The following is a 20,260-nucleotide window of genomic DNA, read 5'->3' on the forward strand; positions in this document are numbered from 1 at the left end:
GGCCCCCGCGGTACCCGTGGCCCCGGTAGGCCCGGTAGCTCCCGCGGTACCCGTGGCCCCTGTGGTCCCTGTAGCGCCCGTGGCTCCGGTAGTCCCAGTGGTCCCCGCGGTACCCGTGGCTCCGGTAGTCCCGGTGGCGCCAGCGGTGCCTGTGGCCCCTGTGGTCCCCGTCGCGCCAGCGGTGCCTGTGGCCCCTGTGGTCCCGGTAGCCCCCGCGGTACCCGTGGGTCCGGTAGGCCCGGTGGCGCCAGCGGTGCCTGTGGCCCCTGTGGTCCCCGTCGCGCCTGAGATGCCTGTGGCCCCTGTAGCGCCCGTGGCGCCAGCGGTACCCGTGGCCCCTGGGTCGCCTGTCGCTCCCGTAACTCCCGTAACTCCCGTGGCTCCGGTGTCACCCGTAGCCCCAGTAGCTCCAGTAGCTCCAGTGCTTCCAAATGGAAAACAACAGGTTGCCCCGGTGATGCCTGACGGATTGAGCAGGCACTGGAGCTGAGCCAGCAGGGCAAGCTCGTTTAAAAACGTACAATTCAAAACCGATTGTACGCTGTTATTTACCTCCAGAAGCTCGGCAATGCTCCCTGCGGGTGGTGTAAGGCCGGGAAGGGTCCCGACGGCATATTGTATTTTCTCACCTTCAGCATTAATCAGGTGACTTAATGAAAGCTCTTGAAAGGCGATGCAGGCAAGCAGTGCATTGATGTTGTTTTCATCGATATTTCCAGGTGTAAGTCCATTCATATCACGCTCGCTCCCTTATCGCTTCATCGCAATTATCGTATGCGTCAGAGCAAGCAGGAGGAACGGTTATGAGGCTTCCGCCTGATGGGAGGCGTCGACTCATGCGTATTTTAATCGGTAGCCCGGTGCATCAGAAGCCCGAAATATTAGCTTTATTTCTCCAAGCTTTGGAGCGGCTGGAAGCACCCGATGTGCTGCCGGATTATTTGTTCGTCGATGATAATGACAATCCAACTTCAAGCCAATGGCTGGCCGATTTTGCGGACCGGCTCCCGGGGCGTGTTTTGCCACCGCTGTCAGGCTTGCAGCAATATGAGAACCGAAGTGATGAGCATACCCATTATTGGCCGCCTTCCCTCGTTTGGAAAGTGGCCGGGTTCAAAAATCGTCTCATTGACTACGCGCTTCAGCATCATTACGACGCGCTATTTTTGGTCGATTCAGACCTGATCCTCCATTCCCGCACCTTATGCAGACTGGTCGAGACAGAGAAGGATATCGTATCCGAGATTTTCTGGACACGCTGGCAGCCCGATGGGGCGTTATTGCCTCAGGTATGGGTCAGTGATGAATACAATCTGTTCCATCGTGAAGAAGGAGAAGTGCTGTCGGCAGAAGAACGGGCACATCGCGAGCTGCAATTTATACATCAGTTGCATATTCCCGGTTTGTATGAGGTAGGCGGTCTGGGTGCTTGTACCTTAATCCGCAGAAGGGCGCTGGAAGTCGGAATTCATTTTGGTAAAATCCCTAACGTTTCTTTTTGGGGAGAGGATCGACATTTTTGCATCCGCGCAGCGGCGTACGGGTTTCCGCTTTTTGTAGATACTCACTATCCTGCCATGCATATGTACCGGGAAGGGGACCGCATCAAGGCGGAACAATTGCTACTGACCCTGAATGGAATTACGCAGTCAGAAAATGATCCATCCAGCACTTCCTCTACGCCGCCTGAAATTACCATTCCACGGGATCTCCGCGAGTCTGCTGTCTTCGCAAAGTATGCTACGGATTCTTTTGTCGTGCCACCAGCTTTCTCTGGTCCACGACATAGTGAGCTTCATGCTCCGCCTGTCTCCAGGCCCAAACTGACGCTGAGCATGACGATATGCAATGAGGCAGATCGCAAGCTCGCAGAAGTGCTCCGAAGTCATCGGGAATATATTGATGAAGCGGTCATTATTGATGATGGCAGCCGTGATGATAGTGGTGATTTGTGCCGAGACCTGCTAAAGGGGATTCCACTGCGTTTGATTCGTAATGAAAGGGCCTCCTTTACGAATGAAGTGGAGCTGCGGAAGCAGCAGTGGAGTGAGACGCTGGCATCTTACCCGGAATGGATTTTAAACATGGATGCTGACGAAATGTTCGAATCCCGATTTGTCCAAGGTGTGCATGCTCTATTAGCCGGAACGAAAGCCGATACCATTTGTTTCAGGCTGTTTGATATGTGGTCTCCCACGCATTATCGCGATGATGATTACTGGCAGGCTCATCGTTACTACCGCCCTTTTTTGACTCGATATCGGGATAGCTTCCCTTATAAATGGAAGGAGCAATATTTGCACTGTGGGAGATTTCCCGATAATGTGCTTGAGCTTCCGAGTGAGATTAGCGACTATCGTATCCAGCACTGGGGCTGGTACACACCAGCTATTCGCACCGCCAAATACGAGCGTTATCAACAGTTGGACCCGGATGCCCGTTATGGGTGGAAGGAGCAATATGAGTCCATATTCGATCCGACTCCCCGGCTCAGTCTCTGGATAGACCCAGACCGAGAGGGTGTAAAAAATCAACATGAGGCTGAATCTGAAGACACTAGCGGTGTAAATTCCGTTGTGAATACAGGCACGAATATCCAAGATACGATTGCCGAGGGTACCCATCCTGCTAGAGCAGAGAATAGAATTGAAGCAATTCATACCGCTGAAGATGTTCAAGTGGCGAACGGTGTCCATCTCGTTGAATCTGCTCCTGTTTATGAAGCGGCTAACTCTGCCAATCCTGTCGACAAGAATGCTGTCGCTAAGATTGCTGGTGTTCATGCTATTATTGGCTCCCATGCTCTTACCAAAAGCGAAATAGAGGACGCACTTTATGGAAAAGGGAAGGGGGAAGCACAGGGCATGGCTTGCAAACTGTGCGGCTCGTCCAATACGACGTTGTTTCATCGGTATGAACATTTTACATTGTTAGGTTGTGGGTCCTGCGGGCTTATTTTTCGCAATGATGTGGATCATATCCAGCCTGAAAATATGATTGCAGAAATCTATAATGTCAAATGGGTCGCCATGCGCGATAGTGCAGCCGCCTCAACCTACGGGGATCATGCTCTTTTCGGACTCATGCTGCTGGATATGTTCAGTCCCGGAAAAGGAAAATTACTGGAAATTGGATCTGGTACCGGAGAATTTATTCATGCTGCCCTTCAGAGTGGATGGAGTGCTGTGGGCATTGAGCCTTCCATAGACTCGCGCGCATATGCTAAATACAAATATGACGTGGATCTACTACCTGGCTTCTGGAATGGCGATACAGAGACAGAAACAGAGGGAGATACTGCCTTATCACTGCATCATGAATATGAGGCCGTTGCATGCTGGCATGTGCTGGAGCATATTGCAGACCCGGTGACATTTTTAACAGATTTACGCGAGCAGCTTCAACCGGATGGAACGTTATACATTACAGTACCCAACAAAAACTCGTTTACAAATGAGGCTTATGGTGCTCACTCGCCTTTATTTACCGAGGAAGATCATTTGTATCATTATTCAGAGCACACGCTGACACGTTTGCTGGAGAAGTCTGGTCTGCGTCCGATGTCCCTGTTCACCCGTCAGCTTCCTTCCGGTCTGGACGCCTTGATACAGGCACATCCTTTATATGGCGAGCTTACGTTCACGGAGCAGATGGGACTGTTGGCCAAACTTCAAGGAGAGAAACGTGGTCATGAGCTATGCTGCGTGGCAAGGGCGATCTGAGCTGGCTGGGGGAATATACGATCTGAACCCACATTGTATCACCTTTCATTTAAAAGGAGGCTATATCCCATGAATACCGCTGATCCGTACCTCTCCCGTTTTTTCGTACATTCCGATCCCAATACCTCCAACCTGATCTACAGGCTTCCCCACAGCTGGTGGAGTCGTCCCTATGAGTATGAGTGGTGTCTGCACTTTGTGTCCGGGCAGGATACGGTGCTTGACGCGGCATGTGGTATCCCGCATCCGTTCAAGTTTGAGCTGGCTCGCCGCTGCGCTCAGGCCTATGCCTGTGATCTGGATATGAGAATCGTTTCCGTGGATGCCATATTGGCCGAGGTGCGCCGTGATATCGGAGAGGAGGCTGCCGAGCGTGTCCAGGAAATTTTACCGGTTCGTCTTCACTCCGCGCATGCTAATCTAACCGCCTTGCCTTATGAGACGGCCAGCTTTGACAAAATTGTATGTATATCAGTGCTGGAGCATCTAACCCCTGATGACTCGCTAGCCACCCTGCGTGAATTTCACCGGACTTTGCGAGATGACGGACTGCTTCTGCTGACGTTTGATTACCCTACGGTTAATCTGTCTGCGATGGAGCAATGGATAGGTGAGGCGGGGTTTTCGTACTGGAGCGAGGTTGATCTTAATCTTCCGCCGGATGCATTGCGCACAGATTTGTGGGGCGGTTTGCATTGTTTTAGGGCTGTTTTGAAAAAATACAAGAGCTAACGGTATGCGCAATGAGGTTTACACGGACCTCTCTTATTGCTTATCATGAGAGGGGTCGGAAATGTAAACCTACATAGGAAAGGAATGACTGACAACTACATGAACAATGCACCTGTGTTGAAGAAACCTGAGGCTATGGTATTTGATATGGATGGTACACTTTTTCAGACGGAGACGCTGCTGCTTCCTGCGTATCACAAGCTGTTTGATGCGCTGCGCGCCGAAGGTCTTTTTGAAGGAGAGACGCCTCCAGAGGAGCTTATTTTGAATAGTTTGGGTATGCTGCTGGACGAAATCTGGAGAAGAGTGATGCCGGAAGCCAGCGAAGCGGCCCACAGAAGAGCGGACGAGCTGCTGCTCCAGCTGGAACTGGAGGGATTGAAGAACGGAAGTCATGCCCTGTATCCGCATGTAAAAGAAACGCTCCAAACCCTCCATGAACAGGGTGTAAGATTGTTCGTAGCCAGTAATGGGCTGGAGGATTATGTGAAAGGGATAGCGGCTGCATATGAATTGGTCCCGATTTTTGAAGGACTGTATAGCGCTGGTGAATACAGCACACTATCCAAAGTGAATTTGCTGGAGATTTTGTTGAGTAAGCACGGAATTTCCAACGTATGGATGGTAGGCGACCGATCTTCCGATGTGGAGGCAGGCAAAAAGAATGGACAAACGGTCATTGGCTGCGCCTATGCTGGATTTGGCGTAAACGACGAGTTGAAGGGTTCCGATGCAATTATTACGGACTTCACGCAGCTGCTCACATTGTATAAAAACGCAAAGTAACCATTAAGGTATATCTGACATATCACAAAACAAAGGAAGGCTGCCGCTTTTACGCGGAGCCTTCCTTTGCCTTATTCTCTGCTTTGCTCTCTATGTTGTGATCTGTCAGAGGTTTTGGATTAATTTGTGTGTGATAGACCCATAAGGCGTATTCCATGGGCTTGGCGATAGAGCGGTGGTAGGTTTCTTTTTCACCAATACGTGCAAATACCTCGCGTGCTGGCTTCGGATTGACCTCCAGTACGTAAATGTGACCGTCCTTGTTGATCGCCAAATCGAGCGCAAGCTCGCATAATGCCCCGTAGCTTTCCTCCAGATAAGCTGCGATATCCAGCCCCAGCTGTTCCCCTTGCTTGGTGATCTTCTCTCTCTGATCTTCATTACGAATCCATTGTGTCAGCAGTTGATTCATCGGTACCGCCTTGCCTCCGCCATGCAGGTTGGAAGTAACGCTGCGATGTGCCCCGATCCGTCCTGCGCATCCAGTTAACTCCCATGTCCCCTGGCCATTTTTTTGCACCAGCATGCGGTAATCGTGAACCCTGCCATTGGGCAGCTGCACAGGAATGCCCTCCTGAACAATGTAATTGTCCATGCTCCAGCTACTTAGACGCGGCTCCAGTCGATCCAGACGCACTCGCTGCTGGGGAATAATACGGCGCTTGCGATCGCGGCCCTCGATTAGATACAGACCGCCTTGCTTGTTAACAGGCTCAATGCGTAAAATACCGCGTCCTCCTGTACCGTTAATCGGTTTGAGGTAGACCAGTGAATTTTTTTTGAGCATCCGCCTTACGCTATGAAATCCTGTGAACGGCTCTGTTTCGGGCAGATGGGATCGAAAGGCGACCCTTCTTGCAAGCTGCTGATGAATGGCCCATTTGTTACTTAGCGGTCGGTTTAAATATACGAGATCTGTATATTGCACCCGAAATTGCTTTAACTGACGATACCGCTCACTGCGCTGTACCCGACAACGGTCGAAAATCATATCCGGGAATTCCCGCCATTTTCGGGTCCATTTACCGCTGTGTGGATCATACATTTGGGCAAGAAGCAGCCTGCGATCCTTGTGGACATCTGCGGGAGTGAATACATACATATCCAGTCCCAGTCTGTTCCCTTCTGCAATCATGCGCTCATATATGGCGCGTTCCTCCAATTGCTTCTTGTTGTTCAAATACAAGGTCATGATGCCTAGGACAGGTTTTGGCACAGCATTCCACCTTCCTCTGCCGTCTGCTCATCTTCGGATAACTCCCCGCGAAATATTAGGGTGGGCTTTCCGGTCGGTCCATTCGTTATGTCATCCGCAACAAGTCCAGCGCGAAAGCAGGTTTTGAGACTGGCCATATTGTCGGCGGCCACGCTGCACGTCAGGCGGCGCAGCTGTTTGAGCTGGGCGGACAGCAGTCTAGCGCCCAGTCTGCGACCCCGGTAAAGTGGACGAACGATCACGATGCACGCATCCTCACCGTAATTCAGAGTGAGGCAAAATCCTGCAATCCGCAGTCCTTGCTCCGTGCGCAGATAAGCGCACAGGAGGGAGGAGCCGGGTGCTTTTAATTGCTCCGGCGTTAAAATGGCCAGCTGCCGCAAGGCATTGCGGGTAATGCGCATGCCGCCCGAGCTACGGGCCAGAAATAGCAGCTGCCGTCGTCTCAGCAGCCAGCTACGGGCAGGCAAATGTTGAACATCGCTAATTTGTGGCATGATTCCACTTCCTTGACTCATAATTTCATTCGTTCGGCCAAATAGGAGCTGTACTGGAATATGCGTCTCAGCGATTTTTGACGAATTTCTGGCTCGTCAAATTTCATCGGTTTGGAGTTGGCTTCAAAAAACCAAAGGATTCCGAACATATCTACGCCCAAATCCATGGACATTTCGCCGTGGGAAAGACCGGAGCCTCGTTCAATTTGGCGTGCAATCTGTATGGCGGTACTTTTAATCTTGTTCAACAGATCCTTACTGTTCTCAGGTCCAAACAGCGCAGATAGCAGCTTGAACGGGTCTTCCACACTTCCGCCGCGCGGAACATGCGTTGTAATGCTCCCCTTACCCGCCAGTCTGGCACCGACTCCCGTAGTGCTCCAAGAGCCGTGGGTGTTTTTTTGCACCAGGATACGCAGGTCGAAGGGCTTTTTCTGATAGGTTGCCAGCTCGATGCCCTGCTGAATGATATAAGGCGAAGCGCCAGCTTCCCGGCGAATACGTCCCCACAGTCGGGACAGCGATACAGATCGGTAGGTTACACTTTTTTTGTCATGCTGAATCGTCAGCCTGTAAGCCATGAGAAGGTCCGGTCGGTATTTGAGAATCATAATCCCTTTTCCGGCCTTGCCGTTCTCTGGCTTGAGATACAGGTATGGATACACAGACAGCATTTTGCCCAAGGAAGACAGGTTGCTTAAGCGTTTGGTCGCTGGTACGAACTGACGAGTGGATTCCGAAGCACGGAGCCATTTGAACAGCTCCCATTTGTTGAAAAAGCCCGGATTGTACAGTTCAATGCCAGAGGCATGAGAAATTTCATTCAACTTTGTGCGAACAGAAGTTTTAAGCTCATAGTTGCGGTTCGGGATGCGATTATAAATGATTTGCGGTAGTGGAAAACTTTGTTCCTCCCAGGTCTGTAAGGTTTTGTTGAAAATATAGCCCCTGACTGTCTCCGATGTCAGCTTCAGGTCCCTGACAGTAACAATGTACACCTGATAGCCCATCCGCGTCCCCATTTCAAGAATATCCCTGAAATTGCGCCGATTTCCCTTGAAAAATTGTCCTTCGTCGTGCACGGTCAATATGGCAACGACTGGTTTGTACTCCGCCCGGGTATTCATAGTTCCTCTTTTCTGCGGAATTTACTGAGGTAAAGACAGTGGTCCAAAATATGCTCCACGGATGCTTTACCCTCCGCACGCAACGATGGATGCTGAAAAATGGATCGCCCGGGCTTGGAATTGGCTTCAAACATCCATACCTTTTCCTGTTGGTCAATGCCCAGATCGAAGCCAATTTCACCCAGCAGATGCTGGTGATGGTACTCGATGGCTTCTGCGAGTGTAACCGCTACATTCTTGGCACGCTGAAGCACCTCGCCCGCCCGGTCTCCGAATACCCGGTTCAGCGCCTGCTCGGGTGTCATGAGGGAGCCGCCGTTTTTAATATGGGTCGTGACACTGCCGCGTCCGGATTTTTTGGCTCCAATTCCGACGACGACCCACTGGTTGTTGCCATTCTTGTGCATATGAAATCGGAAATCAATCGGACAATTGTCAATCTCAATCAGTTGGATACCCTGCTGAATGACATAGCCCTTCAACGACTGGCCCTGATTGGATTGGAGCATACGTAGCATAGAGTTAAAAGAGTTGAAGCGCAGCAAGACATTGCTGTTTTTCTTGCGGTACCTTACATAATAACCTTGCTTGGGAACATGGGAGAGACGGTAAATTCCTTTACCGAGACTACCTCCGCTTGGCTTGTAATAAGCAAATTGATGACGCTCCAGCATGCCTCGGATACGTTCTGAGCTGGGATTCATATACGATTCGGGGACATAACGGTTAACCTCTGAATTATTTTCCAGCAGATGATAGATATCCGATTTATTGAAGAAGCTCCAGTTGAAAAAGGGAATCCGTTTGCGTGAAAAGCGTTCGCGCAGCTGATTGATCGCTGGGGAAAAATCAGAGCGGCGGCTCGGCAGCCGATTGTAAATCACGTCCGGTAAAGGTACAATTTTGCGTGAAAACACCCCGTTTGATGACAGAAAATAGCCGTTAATCGTATCATTTTGCCAGTTGATATCCCGAGGAGTGAAGGCAAAAATATAAGAATTCTTGCTGCCTTCCTTCAGCAGTTGCTTAATGAAGCCCGTGCGTGAGCCAAAAGGGCGGGTGGCAGAGGTGGTGCCGTCAGACAGCACGCCAATTAACGGTCCGAGCTGTATATCTCCGTCCAGATTCCGCAAATAGATGGACCCGCTTTTAGGAACCCGGATGGCATTACGCAAGCCTGAGGTCAGGTACAGATGGCGTCCCGCCTTCTGAATCGGTTTTATCATGGTGGGAATCTGATCCTTACCGAGCCGCAGACGAATGGACTTGGCTCCGGATAATTTAAGGCTTTTCAACAAGGCGGTGGATATATACGCCACCTTGTCGGGCTGCTGTGAGAAATGCACATTGCAATGCGTTAAACTCATCTGTTTATCCTCCTATACCATATGTTCAAGGGAGGTGTCTGCGCCCTTTGACCCTGTCACTTTGGAATGGGTCATTAAATATCGAGCATATTCGAGTGGGCGGTTGACTGACCGGAAAGCACACTTTGGCTGACGGGTCTGGAAAAAGGAGGCCCGACCCGGCCGGGAATTAACCTCCAATAGCCAGATGTTCCCACTCCGGTCAATACCATAATCAATCCCCAGCTCGCCAAGGCGGCCATATCGTTCCTCCAGCGCCCTGGTAATGGTCAGGGACAGCGCCATCATCTGTCCAATGATGAGACGCGTGCTGTCCGCGCCATATTGTTCACGAAGGTAAGGTTCTGCCGGATGGGCTGCGCCCCCTCCATGCAGATTGGAAGTCAGGGTTCCTTTCCTGCCTTCTCTCACGGCAAAGCCCGTCAGACGCCAGCAACCCTTTCCATCCTTTTGCATGAGCGCGCGGACATCAAAGGGATGACCGCTTTGGCTCGTTAATTTCAAATAAGGCTGCACGATATAGGAGCGTCTGCCTGCAATCCCGTTGACCCATGACAATCCGGCATCCAGCTCGGAAAACAAGCGCCGGAACGGACGGTTTCGGGAGTCTCTGCCCTGCACGAGCAGTCCAGCGTCTCCATCCGATAGCCGGAGATACAGCGTGCCCTTACCGTGAGTTCCGGCCTGGGGCTTCATAAATAGCGCCGAATAGCGGTGCAGCCATTCCACAATCTGAGCCGTGTCCCGGTAAGGCGTTGTAGGCGGCACATAGGGACGCACTTCATCTATCGTGTGCAGCGCACGGTACACTTGCCATTTGCCGGGCAAGTTACGCGACCAGTAGATGAGCTTGCGTGATCCCTGCTCTGCCATGTGCTGCAGCGCGTGCCCGGCGTTCCGGCTCCCGTGGGCATGGAAACAGCGGTTATACACAATATCCGGCAGGGGAAAGCGGCTGGATGTCCATACTCCGTCACGATAGGCATAACCTCGTATGGAGTGATCTTCGGGCGAAATTCCTTCCGCAGTAAACGCTATTACGCTAAAGCCGGAGCGCCTGCCCAACAGACTTAGCCTGCGGCAAAACTCCGCTTCGGTAATCGGGGGAATCGCCGCCTGATTCCGGCTGACGAGCACACCCAGTGTGTCTGGTACGACAAGAGACACCGATAACAGCCTCCTTTGGCAGCCGAATTCCGTAAGAGACGGATTCATTTGAATCCGGCTGAAAAACAGCAATACTCAATCATTTTTTTCACGGACGGCCGAGGTTTTTGATCATTTAACGGCGTATTGTCATTTTTCGACGGCTTGGAGTTGACCTCCAGCAGCCAAATATGCCCCATGCTGTCAATTGCCAGATCAATGCCAAATTCCGCAAAATGGGCAGGGATCGCTTTCTCAACTCCGGTTGCAATTTCGAGCGCGGCTGTCTTCAGATGGGTTTGGCCGTTCGACTTGGTTAAGGCAGGCAGCGTGGTTTTGGCCAAGGCCTCCTTGACTGTGCTCAGCGTGCCACCTCTCGCCAGATTGGACACAAAATGGCTGCCCCCGGCAATCCGGGCGACGATGGAGGTCACGGTCCATGCGCCAGAGGCGTTTTTCTGCACAAGCGCACGAAAGTCAACCGGACGCTTGCCGTGATCAATCAGGGTAAGGCCCTGCTGGAGCTGGAAGCGCGTCGTTTTCATTTTTCCTGCCATACCTTTGTACAGCTTCTCGATCGTGGCATACGTTTGCTTTCGTGGTGCGCCGGCGGTAGTGGACAGCACGTAAAATGTGCCATCGGCTTGCTTTGTAATGCGCATAATACCTTTGCCCAGACTACCCCGCACAGGCTTGAGAAAAACAGTGGGGTACTGGTTGCACATTTTTTTGAAGACCGCAAAGGTTTGCAGCAAATGGGACTCGGGTAAATACTTGCGCAGGGACGAATTGGATTTAAGCGCATCGAACACTTCATTTTTATCCAGAAACTTTTCATTGAAAATGGCCGTGCCGTACTGCGATTTTACTTCTTTCATAAAATGCTGTACGCTAGTTCTGTTCTCGAGTTTACGAGAGGTAAGCCGGTTATTGACGACATCCCCGGCGGGCATGACCGTCTTTTTCCAGCCTCCGTCATAGACCCATCCCTGAACGCGTTCGGGCTGACTTCCAATATGCTCCGGGGTGAAAAAATACACATATGCTCCTTGTCTGCGGCATTCCCCGATCAGTTCACGGCAGAACAGGGTGATCGACCCGAAAGGCTTGTCGGGCTGTTCGGGATAGTCCCGGCTGACCAGCACGCTAATAAGTGGGCCCACTCGAAGTGTCCGGCGTCCTCGGCTGTAGGTTACTCGTAGCTCGCAATTGGAGTTAATTCCCATTTTTCGGGCCAGTACGCTTCCCACACGTAAGCCGCTGTAACGGGGTACCGAAATGACGGTAACCTGCTGGCGGAACGAACCGAAGGCGAGCTGTACGGGGTGGCCTGTGGATATTTTCCATTTGCGAAGCAAGGACTCGCCGACCATGAGTACGTCATCCTGCAAGATGCCCGATCCGATGATTTGAATCCTTGTTTTTTTGATGGACATCGTGGATCTCCTTCCGGGCAGCAACTTGATGTCTTAAAAGTAACGGGAAACGTGAAGGGGCTGTAATAGCACTGATTCATCATATGAGGACATATATCCCTTGGTGATTGACGGACAATGTGAAATGTTTGCACGATGATTTGAATTGGAGGAAATAACGAATATGAATATCTATGACAAAGCCCATGATTTGGCAAAAGCGTTGAAGGAAAGTAAAGAGGTGGAGGAAATCACGTCAGCGATGAAGTTGATTGAAACCGACCCGGAAGCCAAAAAAATGCTCGACGATTTCCGTGAGCGCCAAATGGAAGTACAGCAGCGGATGATGAGCGGTGATATGCCGGCACAGGAAGAGATGGAAAAAATGGAAAAGCTGTTCGAGGTGCTAAGCCTGAACCTGAACATCCGCCGTCTGTTCGATGCCGAACGCCGCCTGAGTGTGATCATTGAGGATGTCAACAAAATTATCGCAGACAGCCTTCAGCATTTGTACGGTTCGTCTCTGTAAGTTTGTCTCATATTCCTTTCTGCCCTCTCATAGACTAGATACATAGAGTCACAGGGAGAGGAAGGGATAACATTGGGACCTTTTAAAAAATGGAAACACGGCTTGTACACACTGATTGCGCTGGCTATGGTGCTTACCGCGCTGCCGCGCATCTCGCTTACGGGCGGATTGAACTGGGTCAACGGCTTCGGTATCGTATGGGTACTGTTTGCGCTGCTTGTCATCGGAGCAAATCTGCACTTTTTGCTTGGCGTGGATGAGGAAAAACGGAAAACGCTGGAGCGTGTACGGCGGGCCAAAATGAAGCAGTGGCAGATGAAATGGGATAAAGAAGCTGATAAAGGCAGCACGCTATAAAAAGTTTCCTCCCGGCTTGTCATGAGCATGCTCTGATGCTGCCGATCCGTAATATTTGAAAAAGCGGTCCCTGTAAAAAGGAGATCGCTTTTTGCTATTTTCAGCTCTGAACTATCGTGATTAACGAGGGTCTAAAAGAGGGGGGGGTGTGCTATAATAGATACAGAATGATACAGATTGAACGTTGGGGGTGTAACAGATTTGGACGGGCTAGATGAAGCAGTTACGAAGCATGAGCAGCTATTGCGTCATATCGAGCAGTTGAAAATAGGCTCCAAAATTTCTGTGCGCAGGTTGGCTAAAGAAATGAGCGTCAGCGAAGGAACGGCCTACCGGGCCGTGAAGGAAGCCGAGAACCTGGGAATTGTCATTACCAAGGAACGCATCGGGACGGTGCGGGTGGAAAAGCGCCCACGCGGGTTGTCCGAGCAGCTTACCTTTGCCGATGTCGTGAATATCGTGGAGGGACATGTGCTCGGGGGAAGCGAGGGGCTGGAAAAGCCCTTGCACAAGTATGTCATTGGAGCGATGCGCGAAGAGGCTATGGCCCGATACATTGATGCAGGTAGCTTGCTGATTGTTGGTAACCGCGAGGATGCGCATTCCCTTGCGCTAGAGCAGGGAGCAGGCGTACTGATTACAGGAGGCTTTGGTACGAGCCGGGAGGTTAAGCAACTGGCGGACCAGATCAGTTTGCCGATCATTTCTTCGCGTCACGATACCTTTACAGTGGCCTCTATGATTAATAGAGCGATTTTCGACCGCTTGATCAAAAAGAAGATTATGCTGATTGAAGACATCGCGGCAAGTAAACCGAAGACGCAGACCTTGAAAATCAACAGTACCCTTACCGAATTTGAAGAACTTTCGGTGATGACTGGAAATCACCATTTTGCGGTGGTGGATGAATGGAACCGCCTGATCGGTATCGTCAGCCGCAAGGATGTGGAGGGACTGCAACCCGAGCATACGATGGACAAATGCCTGATTCGCAATCCGGTAACAGTGACCTACCAGACCTCGCTCGCTTCGGCCGCGCAGATGATGGCTTGGGAAGGTGTGGATTATTTACCGGTCGTGGACCGCAACCGCAAGCTGCTGGGGTCCGTCACACGGCGAGAGGTACTGGATGCCTTGCGCAACGCCCAAAAGCAGCCACAGCTCGGCGAGACGTTCGACCAGCTCATTTGGAACGGATTTGCAGAGGAGCGTGATGAGGACGGATCATTATTTTTTCGGGGCTTCGTCATTCCTCAGATGGCGACCAATCTGGGTACCATCTCGGAAGGCGTGCTGGTCAATGTGATGACACAAGCGGGCTACCGGATTGCCAGAGATATGAGCGGGAAGGATTATGTGCTGGACAATTTAACGACCTATTTTATCAGACCCGTACAGATTGAGGATGCCATAGTTCTTCGTCCAATGTTGCTGGAAACAAGCCGCCGCACCTGCAAGCTGGAAATTGCAATTTCACGGGAAAATCAATTGGTATGCAAAGCGGTGATGACGCTCCACTCCATTGAACACGGTTAGTGTCCATTCGTGTGTAGTAAGCGGAGTCGGAGTAGAGCAGCTCAATGACTTTCCGGAAGTCTTTCTTTTGCCTCCAGCCAAATTTGCAGCACACCTTCCATTACAAGCATCGTTTTGACCTGGATCGTATACTCCTTGTCACGAACGGTGTATTTTTTTTGGTGAAGCAGCATGCGTACCAGCTTGCTGTCGGAATCAATCTCGAACATGTCCCGGCCTCGCAGTACCTCTAAATCACGGCTGACGCGGCGAAGAAGCTCCTTCAGGTTGATAGAGTCAATTTTTTCGGCCGAGGTTTCTTCAGCAATCAATTTGATTTCTTTGACAACAGTCTGGCGCTTACTGTATTTGCGCAGGGTTCTATTGTCCTCCTGCGCTTGCTGAAGCTGGAATTGGAGGTCCTGATTGTTCGTCCATAGCTCATTGAAGCTGGCGTGCCAGATGGCATTGTAGACTATTGCTCCGGTAATCATGCCCAGCACGAAGACGGAGGATAAATGCATAAAAGGGCGCAGGCGCTCAAAGGGAGGCACTCTCATAGTCGTTTCACCTCACGGCCGTCCGTTGCCGCACACCCACTTGACCAGCTCTGCACCCATATGAGCGCCTAAAAAGGCGAAAATCAAATACAATATCTGCTTAATGGCAGGCGACAAATTACCGTCCAGCATATTGCTTTCAATGACGCGGATCGGGTCCATTGTTCCCCCCACAGCGGCGGCAAGAGCCCATATTTTAATTCTTCCGGCAACCTCCAGCATCGTCTGAGTAGGCGGCTGAAGCGATACCACAGCTCCCATTCCTCCGAGCATGGCTCCCCCGAGCACGATGCCGAAGGCAATGAAGAAGTCGAGAATCGCTTTGGATATAAAAGTGCTCATGCTCTTTTCCTCCTATAAGGTATACGAATCAGGACCGCGCTTGTCCGCCCGGGTCTGTACTTTTATTGTATGGGCGCTACCAGCGCGGATATGATAAAATAGTTTGAAGAAAAACAAGCGGTGAAAGGAAGAGAAGCGCATGAGTTCATTTGTGCATTTGCATGTTCACAGCGAGTATAGCCTGCTGGACGGCGCGGCTCGTACCGCGGAGTTGGTCAAACAGGCATCAGCTTACGGAATGAAGGCACTGGCCCTTACGGATCACGGGGTGATGTATGGTGCCATTCCTTTTTACAGAGCGTGTGTAGAGAACGGCATGAAGCCGATTATCGGGTGTGAGGCCTATATGACGGCTGGCTCGCGCAAGGAGCGTGGCAGCCGAAAGGATCAGCCCATATATCATTTAATTTTGCTCGCCAAAAATAAAACAGGCTATCAAAATCTGATGAAGCTGTGCTCTATTGGCCATTTGGAGGGCTTTCACTACAAGCCACGTATCGACATGGAAGCGCTGGCTACCCACCATGAAGGCATCATATGCTTAAGCGCATGTTTGGGCGGTGAAGTGCCGCAGCATTTGCTGCATGGCCGGGAAGCCGAAGCACGACGGGCAGCGGAACGCTACCGCAACATTTTTGGCGATGATTTTTATCTGGAGCTTCAGGATCACGGTCTGTCGGAGCAAAAGCGCGTAAATCCTCTGTTGATCGCGTTAGCGAAGGAACTGGATATTCCGCTGGTAGCGACGAATGACGTGCACTACCTGACTGAGCCGGATGCAGATGTACAAGACGTTCTGATTTGCATTGGAACTGGCAAGACAGTCGACGACGAGGAGCGCTTGCGTATACCGACCCGTCAGTTGTACTTGAAAAGCCAGGAGGAGATGGCTCGTTTGTTCCCCCATGTGGCGGAAGCCATCGACAATACAGTGCGTATTGCTGAAAAATGCGAATTGGAACTGGAATTTGGGCAATCCATTTTGCCTGAATATCGTCCGCTGCCGGAAGGCATGACTCCTTCGTCCTATCTGTGCAGTTTGTGTGTGCAAGGGCTGGAGCGTCGTTATGGGAGTGATCTGGCGTGGGAACAACCGGAGCAACGAGAAAGGCTGGAGCAGCGGCTCAGTTATGAGCTGAACACGATTGACAGCATGGGATTCAGTGATTATTTTCTGATCGTGTGGGATTTTATCGCTTTCGCTCATAAGCATCATATTGCTACCGGCCCAGGACGGGGTTCCTCCGCGGGCAGTCTGGTCGCTTATGTACTTCATATCACGAATGTGGATCCCCTGAAATATAACCTGCTGTTTGAACGGTTTCTGAATCCTGAACGGATTAGCATGCCGGATATAGATATTGATTTCAGCGATGAACGACGGGATGAGGTTATCGACTATGTGGTGCAGAAGTACGGTAACGAGCATGTAGCGCAAATTATTACCTTCGGAACGCTGGCGGCAAGAGCCGCAGTGCGTGACGTTGGGCGTGCGTTGAATGTACCGTATGGCGAGGTGGACAAGGCGGCCAAGCTGATTCCGGCGCAGCTCGGGATTAATATCCGTCATGCGCTTGAGATCACCCCTGAGCTGAAAACACTGTATGAAACCAAGCCCAAGACGCGTGAACTGCTGGATATGGCGATTAAAGTAGAGGGCATGCCACGTCATGCTTCAACCCATGCGGCGGGTGTCGTCATTTCGCGGACTCCGCTGACTGATGCAGTACCGCTTCAAGAGGGGAGTGAAGGGGTTCCCTTGACGCAATACTCGATGGAAAATCTGGAGCGGATCGGTTTGCTGAAAATGGATTTTCTTGGGCTGCGCACTCTCTCTATTATTGAACGCTGTATGCGTTGGATTACCGAAGAACATGGGGAAACGCCTGATTTTAGTCTCATTCCTGACAATGACCCACATACCTATGACATGCTAGGCAAAGGCGACACAGGCGGTGTGTTTCAGCTGGAGTCGGCGGGGGTACGCCGGGTGCTCAAGGATCTAAAGCCAAGTGTGTTCGAGGATATTATTTCTGTACTGGCCTTGTATCGTCCGGGTCCAATGGGCTTCATTCCTAACTTTATTCAGGCCAAACACGGGGAGATTGAGGTTCATTATCCGCATCCTGATCTGGAGCCGATCCTGAAGGATACGTACGGCATTATCGTGTATCAGGAACAAATCATGCAGATTGCTTCGCGCATGGCTGGCTTTTCCCTGGGAGAAGCCGATCTGCTGCGTCGCGCCGTATCCAAGAAAAAACGCGAAGTGCTGGACCTTGAGCGTGGCCATTTTGTGGAGGGCAGTGTCAAGCAGGGTTATACAGAAGAGGAAGCTGGAAGAGTCTACGATATGATTGTCCGTTTTGCGGACTATGGATTTCCGCGTGCACATGCGGCTGCCTATGGTGTGCTAGCGTTCCAGACGGCGTATCTTAAAGCCCATTATCCGGTGCAGTTTATGGCTTCCATGCTGACAGCGGTGATGGGTAGCCACCGGAAAGTGGCGGAATATGTCGTCGAATGCCGTCGAATGGATATGGCGGTTCTGCCGCCTGATGTAAATGAAAGCGGGGTGCTGTTTACCCCGTTGCAGCAGGGGAATATCCGCTTCGGACTGGCCGCGATTAAAAATGTTGGCACGCAGGCGATGGAAAGTATTCTCGCCGTTCGCAAGGAGCGTCCTTTTGACAGCCTGCTCGATTTTTGTCGTCGCGTGGATTTGCGTGTATGCAATAAGCGGGTGATTGAATCGCTCATCCAGGCAGGGGCGTTTGACTCGTTGCCAGGTCATCGTGCGCAGTTGATTGCCATGCTGGATGAAACAGTGGATGCAGCGGTCAAATGGCGCAAGGAACGTGACGATTTGCAAATAGATATGTTCGGTTTTGTGGAAATGCCCAATTGGGATATCGAATATCCCGATGTACCGAAATTCAGTGCGGGTCAGCAGCTAGAGCTGGAACGTGAGCTGTTGGGACTGTATCTGTCCGGGCATCCACTGGATGATTTTGAGTCGTTGCTGGAAAGCAGCGATGCAGAGCGTCTGATGGAATTGGGCGATGTGCCGGATGAAGCGGTTGTCGTGACCGCAGGTATGGTTGTGTCGCTCAAGACGATTACGACCAAACAGGGGAAGGCTATGGCCTTTATCGAGCTGGAGGATCAGATTGAGCGCTGCGAGGTCGTGTTGTTTCCCGAAGTGTGGAAGCGAAGCCACCAGTGGATTGAAAAGGGAGCGCTGCTTGCGTTTCGTGCCAAAATGCAGCACCAGGACGAGCATTTCAAGCTCCTTGCGGACGAGGCCGCCCCGCTGGCGGAGGATTCATTGGCGCGGCTTCTCCAGCGCCGACGTGCTGGGGCGCGTTCGTCCGCCGCGGCCGGAAAGCCCGCGTCAGCGGCTGGCTCTGCCGCTGGCGGCCCCGGCGGGCGAGCGCCGCGCGTGCCGTCGAGTCCGTCGGCAGCCGAGTCGTCTGCGCAGCCGACTACGGCGCCAGCGGTCCCGCCCGTTTCGGTGGCCCGCCCGGCCACAGGCACTACGCCGCACGTCACGGAAGCGGCTCCCAGCGAACAAACCTCGGCTCCGCGTGGTTCGGAGCCGTCAGCCCGTCAGCGGGTGTTTGTCAAAATCACCCGCCAGGCTGAGGAGGATGCCAGCTTGCTGGTCAGCCTCAAGGCGCTGCTACAGGAGCATCCCGGTGCGTTGCCTACCGTACTCTTTTATGAGAGCAGCCAGCGTTTGCTGGCGTTGAGTGATGCTTACAGCATCAAGCCTTCGCCTCAGCTTTTCGACCGGATGGAGTCCATGCTGGGGGCAGGCACGGTGAAAGTTAAATAATGAACATTTTCCTCCCCTCCCGCATACACTTGGAACACTGGAGGAACAGGAACATCAGCACTTATCCAACATCATAAGGTTCCGCAAGCTGGAAGACAGAAATGTATGGTGAAGGCGGGAGGGAAATCATGACCTATGAATATGCAGAAACCCTGTTAATTCGCAGAGGTATTAGTATCGAGTCCATAGCGGACATTGTTTTTCAGCTTCAGCTAAAATATTACCCTCATTTGACCATTGAAGAATGTGTGGACAGCGTAAAGGCAGTTTTGCAGAAGCGGGAAGTGCAGTATACGCTGTTCACGGGTATTGCGCTTGATGAGCTGGCCGAAAAAAAACTTCTTCCCCAGCCGCTACAAGCCATTATGGAGGCAGATGAACCCCTGTACGGAGTGGACGAGACGCTGGCCCTCGGGATTACGAGCGTGTATGGTATGATTGGCTTGACCAGTTTTGGTTATCTGGATAAAGAAAAGACGGGAATCATTGAACAGCTAAACCGTAAAGGCAGCGGTATTCATGTATTTCTGGACGATCTGGTCGCCGGACTGGCAGCTGCCGCTTCTTCGCGCATTGCTCATCGCAGTCCTCATGCCAAGCAATACCCCGTGTCATTGGACACTTGATTCACCTGCACGAACAGAGTCAATGATTTTCTGGGCCCTCTGACCGATCTTGACCGAGCAGAAGGGCTTTTGTTGCGGGAAAAAAGTAAGGTATGTTATCATGAGTCTATTATATGGGCTCAAAACTTGAGGCTTAGGGGGTAGAAACAAGGCATGTGGACGGTGATCTATATTGCACCGACGGCCAGACTGGCTGACATGATTAAGCTCAAACTGTCGGAAGAAGGTTTTATGGTGCAGGCCCGGGCCATCAGCGCATCCAAGCAGCAGTTTGAGATACTTGTGCCTTCGGGTGAAGTCGAAGAAATACAGGAAGTGCTTAATTCGATTTTGCGCCCTTGAGTCCGGAACGGCGGAAGTGATACAGCAGCATGAATGGAACAAAGGATGCACGATCGGCGGTAATGTTTTGCAAAACAGGCGTTGACGTGTGTATAAACATAATGCTAAGAGATGCCGCACAGACGGCAGAGGACCTTGTATCG

The 20,260-nt window shown here is 51.5% G+C and carries 17 protein-coding genes and 1 pseudogene; 9 read left to right on the top strand and 9 right to left on the bottom strand.

The window, feature by feature from the left end:
• Window positions 1-735: pseudogene (locus ACIFO6_RS02420) on the bottom strand (collagen-like protein); the annotation flags it as partial.
• Between the two features lie 101 nt (window positions 736-836).
• Between ACIFO6_RS02420 and ACIFO6_RS02425 the strand changes: the two are divergent.
• The 3 genes from ACIFO6_RS02425 (at window position 837) to ACIFO6_RS02435 (ending at window position 5,240) form a co-directional block, all read left to right on the top strand.
• Window positions 837-3,722: a methyltransferase domain-containing protein gene (locus ACIFO6_RS02425; protein ID WP_430037733.1), complete on the top strand. Its 2,886-nt coding sequence runs from the start codon at window positions 837-839 to the stop codon at window positions 3,720-3,722.
• A 69-nt stretch (window positions 3,723-3,791) separates the two neighbouring features.
• Complete coding sequence (locus ACIFO6_RS02430) at window positions 3,792-4,454, top strand: class I SAM-dependent methyltransferase (protein ID WP_430037736.1); 663 nt, start codon at window positions 3,792-3,794, stop codon at window positions 4,452-4,454.
• 84 nt (window positions 4,455-4,538) lie between these two features.
• The gene (locus ACIFO6_RS02435; protein WP_430037739.1) at window positions 4,539-5,240 is read left to right on the top strand and encodes an HAD family hydrolase; all 702 of its coding nucleotides are present in this window, start codon (window positions 4,539-4,541) and stop codon (window positions 5,238-5,240) included.
• A gap of 49 nt (window positions 5,241-5,289) precedes the next feature.
• Here the strand turns inward: ACIFO6_RS02435 and ACIFO6_RS02440 are convergent, their stop codons facing one another.
• From ACIFO6_RS02440 to ACIFO6_RS02465, 6 genes are read right to left on the bottom strand one after another with little or no spacing between them, the layout of a single operon-like run.
• Window positions 5,290-6,456 carry a YheC/YheD family protein gene (locus ACIFO6_RS02440; protein WP_430037742.1) on the bottom strand — a complete coding sequence of 389 codons (1,167 nt, stop codon included), beginning with the start codon at window positions 6,454-6,456 and terminating at the stop codon, window positions 5,290-5,292.
• A complete protein-coding gene (locus ACIFO6_RS02445; protein WP_430037744.1) occupies window positions 6,438-6,953 on the bottom strand; it encodes a GNAT family N-acetyltransferase in 516 nt (171 codons plus the stop codon). The genes ACIFO6_RS02440 and ACIFO6_RS02445 overlap by 19 nt, the downstream gene beginning before the upstream one ends.
• A gap of 17 nt (window positions 6,954-6,970) precedes the next feature.
• Window positions 6,971-8,080 carry a YheC/YheD family protein gene (locus ACIFO6_RS02450; RefSeq protein WP_430037747.1) on the bottom strand — a complete coding sequence of 370 codons (1,110 nt, stop codon included), beginning with the start codon at window positions 8,078-8,080 and terminating at the stop codon, window positions 6,971-6,973.
• On the bottom strand, window positions 8,077-9,447 hold the full coding sequence (locus ACIFO6_RS02455; protein ID WP_430037750.1) for a YheC/YheD family protein: 1,371 nt from the start codon (window positions 9,445-9,447) through the stop codon (window positions 8,077-8,079). The genes ACIFO6_RS02450 and ACIFO6_RS02455 overlap by 4 nt, the downstream gene beginning before the upstream one ends.
• 12 nt (window positions 9,448-9,459) lie before the next feature.
• Entirely contained in the window at window positions 9,460-10,614 is a 1,155-nt protein-coding gene (locus ACIFO6_RS02460) for a YheC/YheD family protein (RefSeq protein ID WP_430037753.1), read from the bottom strand.
• Between the two features lie 44 nt (window positions 10,615-10,658).
• On the bottom strand, window positions 10,659-12,029 hold the full coding sequence (locus tag ACIFO6_RS02465) for a YheC/YheD family protein (RefSeq protein ID WP_430037756.1): 1,371 nt from the start codon (window positions 12,027-12,029) through the stop codon (window positions 10,659-10,661).
• Between the two features lie 163 nt (window positions 12,030-12,192).
• On the opposite strand from ACIFO6_RS02465, the gene ACIFO6_RS02470 reads away from it, so the two are divergent.
• The 3 genes from ACIFO6_RS02470 (at window position 12,193) to ACIFO6_RS02480 (ending at window position 14,430) form a co-directional block, all read left to right on the top strand.
• Window positions 12,193-12,537: a YlbF family regulator gene (locus ACIFO6_RS02470; RefSeq protein ID WP_025685398.1), complete on the top strand. Its 345-nt coding sequence runs from the start codon at window positions 12,193-12,195 to the stop codon at window positions 12,535-12,537.
• 72 nt (window positions 12,538-12,609) lie between these two features.
• Window positions 12,610-12,894, top strand: coding sequence for a hypothetical protein (locus tag ACIFO6_RS02475; RefSeq protein ID WP_430037759.1), 285 nt, complete (start codon window positions 12,610-12,612; stop codon window positions 12,892-12,894).
• A gap of 201 nt (window positions 12,895-13,095) precedes the next feature.
• The gene (locus ACIFO6_RS02480; protein WP_430037762.1) at window positions 13,096-14,430 is read left to right on the top strand and encodes a DRTGG domain-containing protein; all 1,335 of its coding nucleotides are present in this window, start codon (window positions 13,096-13,098) and stop codon (window positions 14,428-14,430) included.
• A 41-nt stretch (window positions 14,431-14,471) separates the two neighbouring features.
• Here the strand turns inward: ACIFO6_RS02480 and ACIFO6_RS02485 are convergent, their stop codons facing one another.
• Window positions 14,472-14,969, bottom strand: coding sequence for a hypothetical protein (locus tag ACIFO6_RS02485; protein WP_283655353.1), 498 nt, complete (start codon window positions 14,967-14,969; stop codon window positions 14,472-14,474).
• A 12-nt stretch (window positions 14,970-14,981) separates the two neighbouring features.
• The gene (locus ACIFO6_RS02490) at window positions 14,982-15,311 is read right to left on the bottom strand and encodes a YtrH family sporulation protein (protein WP_013309582.1); all 330 of its coding nucleotides are present in this window, start codon (window positions 15,309-15,311) and stop codon (window positions 14,982-14,984) included.
• A gap of 139 nt (window positions 15,312-15,450) precedes the next feature.
• On the opposite strand from ACIFO6_RS02490, the gene ACIFO6_RS02495 reads away from it, so the two are divergent.
• From ACIFO6_RS02495 to ACIFO6_RS02505, 3 genes are all read left to right on the top strand, one after another.
• A complete protein-coding gene (locus ACIFO6_RS02495; RefSeq protein ID WP_430037765.1) occupies window positions 15,451-19,149 on the top strand; it encodes a DNA polymerase III subunit alpha in 3,699 nt (1,232 codons plus the stop codon).
• A gap of 128 nt (window positions 19,150-19,277) precedes the next feature.
• The gene (locus tag ACIFO6_RS02500) at window positions 19,278-19,775 is read left to right on the top strand and encodes a phosphatidylglycerophosphatase A family protein (protein WP_430037768.1); all 498 of its coding nucleotides are present in this window, start codon (window positions 19,278-19,280) and stop codon (window positions 19,773-19,775) included.
• 153 nt (window positions 19,776-19,928) lie between these two features.
• A complete protein-coding gene (locus ACIFO6_RS02505; RefSeq protein ID WP_013309585.1) occupies window positions 19,929-20,117 on the top strand; it encodes a hypothetical protein in 189 nt (62 codons plus the stop codon).
• Window positions 20,118-20,260: the final 143 nt, after the last annotated feature.

The organism is Paenibacillus sp. NRS-1781, from assembly GCF_050467745.1.
Taxonomy (GTDB): Bacteria; Bacillota; Bacilli; order Paenibacillales; family Paenibacillaceae; genus Paenibacillus; species Paenibacillus terrae_A.

Coding starts and splice junctions, on each gene's coding strand:
- ACIFO6_RS02425 (WP_430037733.1), top strand. CDS start 837: ATGCGTATTTTAATCGGTAGCCCGGTGCATCAGAAGCCCGAAATATTA.
- ACIFO6_RS02430 (WP_430037736.1), top strand. CDS start 3,792: ATGAATACCGCTGATCCGTACCTCTCCCGTTTTTTCGTACATTCCGAT.
- ACIFO6_RS02435 (WP_430037739.1), top strand. CDS start 4,539: ATGACTGACAACTACATGAACAATGCACCTGTGTTGAAGAAACCTGAG.
- ACIFO6_RS02445 (WP_430037744.1), bottom strand. CDS start 6,953: ATGCCACAAATTAGCGATGTTCAACATTTGCCTGCCCGTAGCTGGCTG.
- ACIFO6_RS02450 (WP_430037747.1), bottom strand. CDS start 8,080: ATGAATACCCGGGCGGAGTACAAACCAGTCGTTGCCATATTGACCGTG.
- ACIFO6_RS02455 (WP_430037750.1), bottom strand. CDS start 9,447: ATGAGTTTAACGCATTGCAATGTGCATTTCTCACAGCAGCCCGACAAG.
- ACIFO6_RS02465 (WP_430037756.1), bottom strand. CDS start 12,029: ATGTCCATCAAAAAAACAAGGATTCAAATCATCGGATCGGGCATCTTG.
- ACIFO6_RS02470 (WP_025685398.1), top strand. CDS start 12,193: ATGAATATCTATGACAAAGCCCATGATTTGGCAAAAGCGTTGAAGGAA.
- ACIFO6_RS02485 (WP_283655353.1), bottom strand. CDS start 14,969: ATGAGAGTGCCTCCCTTTGAGCGCCTGCGCCCTTTTATGCATTTATCC.
- ACIFO6_RS02490 (WP_013309582.1), bottom strand. CDS start 15,311: ATGAGCACTTTTATATCCAAAGCGATTCTCGACTTCTTCATTGCCTTC.
- ACIFO6_RS02495 (WP_430037765.1), top strand. CDS start 15,451: ATGAGTTCATTTGTGCATTTGCATGTTCACAGCGAGTATAGCCTGCTG.
- ACIFO6_RS02500 (WP_430037768.1), top strand. CDS start 19,278: ATGACCTATGAATATGCAGAAACCCTGTTAATTCGCAGAGGTATTAGT.
- ACIFO6_RS02505 (WP_013309585.1), top strand. CDS start 19,929: ATGTGGACGGTGATCTATATTGCACCGACGGCCAGACTGGCTGACATG.